This is a genomic window from Vibrio sp. S11_S32 (assembly GCF_014694465.1).
GTDB classification, from domain to species: domain Bacteria; phylum Pseudomonadota; class Gammaproteobacteria; order Enterobacterales; family Vibrionaceae; genus Vibrio; species Vibrio algicola.
This window is the reverse complement of record NZ_JAAUWS010000088.1, coordinates 1-4,856: the sequence shown is the minus strand read 5'-3', so window position 1 is coordinate 4,856 and position 4,856 is coordinate 1. Positions and strand designations below refer to the sequence as shown.

At 39.2% G+C, this 4,856-nt stretch carries 4 protein-coding genes; 2 read left to right on the top strand and 2 right to left on the bottom strand.

Features of this window, described 5'->3' with window-relative positions; genetic code table 11:
• Positions 1 to 521: 521 nt before the first annotated feature.
• A complete protein-coding gene (locus HC723_RS16410) occupies positions 522 to 782 on the bottom strand; it encodes a DUF2442 domain-containing protein (protein ID WP_190339848.1) in 261 nt (86 codons plus the stop codon).
• Entirely contained in the window at positions 745 to 1,056 is a 312-nt protein-coding gene (locus HC723_RS16405) for a DUF4160 domain-containing protein (protein ID WP_238925531.1), read from the bottom strand. The genes HC723_RS16410 and HC723_RS16405 overlap by 38 nt, the downstream gene beginning before the upstream one ends.
• Positions 1,057 to 3,800: 2,744 nt before the next feature.
• Here HC723_RS16405 and HC723_RS16400 point away from each other — a divergent pair.
• Complete coding sequence (locus HC723_RS16400; protein WP_238925531.1) at positions 3,801 to 4,112, top strand: DUF4160 domain-containing protein; 312 nt, start codon at positions 3,801 to 3,803, stop codon at positions 4,110 to 4,112.
• The gene (locus HC723_RS16395) at positions 4,075 to 4,335 is read left to right on the top strand and encodes a DUF2442 domain-containing protein (protein WP_190339848.1); all 261 of its coding nucleotides are present in this window, start codon (positions 4,075 to 4,077) and stop codon (positions 4,333 to 4,335) included. Before HC723_RS16400 ends, HC723_RS16395 begins: the two co-directional genes overlap by 38 nt.
• Positions 4,336 to 4,856 lie beyond the last annotated feature (521 nt).

Sequence of the window (4,856 nt, the reverse complement as noted above, 5' to 3'; positions counted from 1 at the left end):
AGTATTCCGAAATAAACCGCCCGGCAAGGCGGTTTTTTCACATCTAGGGAAAGAGATTAATCCCAAAAGCGATTGATCTCAATGCTGAACTTTAAGAACGGCAAATTTTCCAACAAAAAAGCCTCTCATTGGAGAGGCTTTTTTGTATCCAGCATTCTGCTTTTTGGTGGTCATTATTCCTGTTATGTTCAATTTTAATGATGCCATAACAAAAAAGGCCTCCATTGGAGACCTTTGAAAATTCAGATTAAGTTAGACAAATAACTTAAGAACAGTAACCACCCTTATGATGAGAACCCGTACCCCCATGAGGATGTTGGCCTGCTGGGCAAGCCATTGTAGAAATAGATGTAAGACCAAACGCAACAACCATTAAAACAGTAATTATTTTTTTCATGTTTACCTACAATGAGAAACAAAAGATATTTTTAAGCAGAATATAATAACAGGAATATTATCATTTCTGCCATATTAGAACTCGACCCTGCAATTAAGTAAGGGTCGTCAATAATGACCCTTACTTAATGTTTAGATCTTAAAGGGTAATGTTCTGGATGTTTAATCCCATCAAGAGTTAAATCAATATCAAGGTCTGGCCAGGACAAACCAAATCGACCTTGTTTCTCCACATTGAATACCGATCTAACTGAAGCTGACTCAAACCAAGGGAACTCTTTAAAACTCAAAAAGTGCTCTTCATTATCAGCTAACAACCAAAGTCCCAATGGATTAACACCCAGCACCTTAACCGAAGTGCTTTTCCCAAGCTGCTCTGATTTCATTTTCATGACCTCTAACACTTTGCTCTAACTTATTTAATTCTCTAACAGAAAGATTATAGCTTTTTGCCAATACTATCTCTGGCTCTAGCCAAAACTTAGCCTCACCATCTTCACCAACAACATGAACATGCAAACGCTCTTCTTCATTAGAGTAGAAAAAGAATTTATACCCTTTTTCTCGATATACCGCAGGACTCATTAAATACGCTCCTATTTCTATAAAAGCAGCATATATAGAAAACTGCTTAAGATGAACTATAAAATCGGTATTCATTATTCCTATTATGTTCAATAGCCAAATTAACACCTAGAAATACCCATTAAAGCCCCTCAAACGCTCGTATAGCTGTTTTTCCATGCCCAACCACACGATTCTATAGCTTATGGCCATTGTAAGTTTGTGACGGCTTGTAGGCTAATTTCAGGGCAAAAATCATCACTCTTACTTCAACCAAAAATCACACCGTAACGTCCATTTTCCACAAAATAAGATCATGTTCGTTTGTCCTGGATAAATAAGCGAAGCGTTTTAACCAAGACAAATGAACCGACAACGAACGCAGTGAGACGTCAGTGCAACACCAACATCTCTATTAAATATGCAGTACCTGCCGAGGTACTGTTAAGTACCTGCCGAGGTACTGTTAAGCTATAAGCTATTGAATTTTAAGAATAAATAACCAGTACCTCCTGAGTACCTAATTTCACAAATTTACCATAAGTAGTTGAAATATATACGATACACTCTTGAGGTACTGACCAGTACCGTGAGAGTACCTGAAAACGACATATTTTTAGCCTTGTTTTGAAAAAAATAAACGCCACAAAATATCCTTTACAGACAACCACTTACATCAATCTGAAAGATTGCGAGGGGTGTAAACTCTTCTAGAGGGCCATAGAACCTTTGCTGTTATTGCCGATTTCATCAGAGACTTTTACTTAATATGTTGATCTAGAGAGCCATAAAAAATGGCGATTGAATAGAGATTGGGAAAGAACTAACGCGCTACGCTTGTTCGATGCACTACGCTTTCAACAAGTTGAAAGACTCCGTTGTACATCATGATTAAAGCAAAGAGATATGTTGTGTAAACGGTGGCACACAAACAAAAAAGCAGCCCTTTCGGCTGCGCCGACCCCTACCTTTTTTCAAACTCAATTTGAGTGATTTTAGGTACCGATATGGTCGCTTTCAGATTGGGATTTTTCTCTTACCCTTTCGGGCTGCCCTGCGCTGTGAGTAAGGCTTTACGCCCCCATTCCAGTCTCACAACATCAATCACTTATTCCTTTTCCGCAACTCCCGTCTAGCAGCTACAACAGGGCGGTTTTATCGTGCTTTTTGCAAGTTATGATTGGTGCCTTTACCTTCCACCTTTGGAATATCCCTTGGTCGGTGGATGATGCGCGTCGCTCTGTCCAAAACATCTTGAGTCCAAACAGAGTGCAGGAGTACTTGAAGTGCTTAGATGATATGAGCTATCATGAAAGGACTTAACGGGGTGAATCGTTTAAGTATTCCGAAATAAACCGCCCGGCAAGGCGGTTTTTTCACATCTAGGGAAAGAGATTAATCCCAAAAGCGATTGATCTCAATGCTGAACTTTAAGAACGGCAAATTTTCCAACAAAAAAGCCTCTCATTGGAGAGGCTTTTTTGTTGGAAAATTTGCCGTTCTTAAAGTTCAGCATTGAGATCAATCGCTTTTGGGATTAATCTCTTTCCCTAGATGTGAAAAAACCGCCTTGCCGGGCGGTTTATTTCGGAATACTTAAACGATTCACCCCGTTAAGTCCTTTCATGATAGCTCATATCATCTAAGCACTTCAAGTACTCCTGCACTCTGTTTGGACTCAAGATGTTTTGGACAGAGCGACGCGCATCATCCACCGACCAAGGGATATTCCAAAGGTGGAAGGTAAAGGCACCAATCATAACTTGCAAAAAGCACGATAAAACCGCCCTGTTGTAGCTGCTAGACGGGAGTTGCGGAAAAGGAATAAGTGATTGATGTTGTGAGACTGGAATGGGGGCGTAAAGCCTTACTCACAGCGCAGGGCAGCCCGAAAGGGTAAGAGAAAAATCCCAATCTGAAAGCGACCATATCGGTACCTAAAATCACTCAAATTGAGTTTGAAAAAAGGTAGGGGTCGGCGCAGCCGAAAGGGCTGCTTTTTTGTTTGTGTGCCACCGTTTACACAACATATCTCTTTGCTTTAATCATGATGTACAACGGAGTCTTTCAACTTGTTGAAAGCGTAGTGCATCGAACAAGCGTAGCGCGTTAGTTCTTTCCCAATCTCTATTCAATCGCCATTTTTTATGGCTCTCTAGATCAACATATTAAGTAAAAGTCTCTGATGAAATCGGCAATAACAGCAAAGGTTCTATGGCCCTCTAGAAGAGTTTACACCCCTCGCAATCTTTCAGATTGATGTAAGTGGTTGTCTGTAAAGGATATTTTGTGGCGTTTATTTTTTTCAAAACAAGGCTAAAAATATGTCGTTTTCAGGTACTCTCACGGTACTGGTCAGTACCTCAAGAGTGTATCGTATATATTTCAACTACTTATGGTAAATTTGTGAAATTAGGTACTCAGGAGGTACTGGTTATTTATTCTTAAAATTCAATAGCTTATAGCTTAACAGTACCTCGGCAGGTACTTAACAGTACCTCGGCAGGTACTGCATATTTAATAGAGATGTTGGTGTTGCACTGACGTCTCACTGCGTTCGTTGTCGGTTCATTTGTCTTGGTTAAAACGCTTCGCTTATTTATCCAGGACAAACGAACATGATCTTATTTTGTGGAAAATGGACGTTACGGTGTGATTTTTGGTTGAAGTAAGAGTGATGATTTTTGCCCTGAAATTAGCCTACAAGCCGTCACAAACTTACAATGGCCATAAGCTATAGAATCGTGTGGTTGGGCATGGAAAAACAGCTATACGAGCGTTTGAGGGGCTTTAATGGGTATTTCTAGGTGTTAATTTGGCTATTGAACATAATAGGAATAATGAATACCGATTTTATAGTTCATCTTAAGCAGTTTTCTATATATGCTGCTTTTATAGAAATAGGAGCGTATTTAATGAGTCCTGCGGTATATCGAGAAAAAGGGTATAAATTCTTTTTCTACTCTAATGAAGAAGAGCGTTTGCATGTTCATGTTGTTGGTGAAGATGGTGAGGCTAAGTTTTGGCTAGAGCCAGAGATAGTATTGGCAAAAAGCTATAATCTTTCTGTTAGAGAATTAAATAAGTTAGAGCAAAGTGTTAGAGGTCATGAAAATGAAATCAGAGCAGCTTGGGAAAAGCACTTCGGTTAAGGTGCTGGGTGTTAATCCATTGGGACTTTGGTTGTTAGCTGATAATGAAGAGCACTTTTTGAGTTTTAAAGAGTTCCCTTGGTTTGAGTCAGCTTCAGTTAGATCGGTATTCAATGTGGAGAAACAAGGTCGATTTGGTTTGTCCTGGCCAGACCTTGATATTGATTTAACTCTTGATGGGATTAAACATCCAGAACATTACCCTTTAAGATCTAAACATTAAGTAAGGGTCATTATTGACGACCCTTACTTAATTGCAGGGTCGAGTTCTAATATGGCAGAAATGATAATATTCCTGTTATTATATTCTGCTTAAAAATATCTTTTGTTTCTCATTGTAGGTAAACATGAAAAAAATAATTACTGTTTTAATGGTTGTTGCGTTTGGTCTTACATCTATTTCTACAATGGCTTGCCCAGCAGGCCAACATCCTCATGGGGGTACGGGTTCTCATCATAAGGGTGGTTACTGTTCTTAAGTTATTTGTCTAACTTAATCTGAATTTTCAAAGGTCTCCAATGGAGGCCTTTTTTGTTATGGCATCATTAAAATTGAACATAACAGGAATAATGACCACCAAAAAGCAGAATGCTGGATACAAAAAAGCCTCTCCAATGAGAGGCTTTTTTGTTGGAAAATTTGCCGTTCTTAAAGTTCAGCATTGAGATCAATCGCTTTTGGGATTAATCTCTTTCCCTAGATGTGAAAAAACCGCCTTGCCGGGCGGTTTATTTCGGAATACT

Excerpts from the sequence above, each read along its gene's own strand:
- HC723_RS16400 (WP_238925531.1), top strand. The coding sequence starts at position 3,801 with ATGAATACCGATTTTATAGTTCATCTTAAGCAGTTTTCTATATATGCT.
- HC723_RS16395 (WP_190339848.1), top strand. The coding sequence starts at position 4,075 with ATGAAATCAGAGCAGCTTGGGAAAAGCACTTCGGTTAAGGTGCTGGGT.
- HC723_RS16410 (WP_190339848.1), bottom strand. The coding sequence starts at position 782 with ATGAAATCAGAGCAGCTTGGGAAAAGCACTTCGGTTAAGGTGCTGGGT.
- HC723_RS16405 (WP_238925531.1), bottom strand. The coding sequence starts at position 1,056 with ATGAATACCGATTTTATAGTTCATCTTAAGCAGTTTTCTATATATGCT.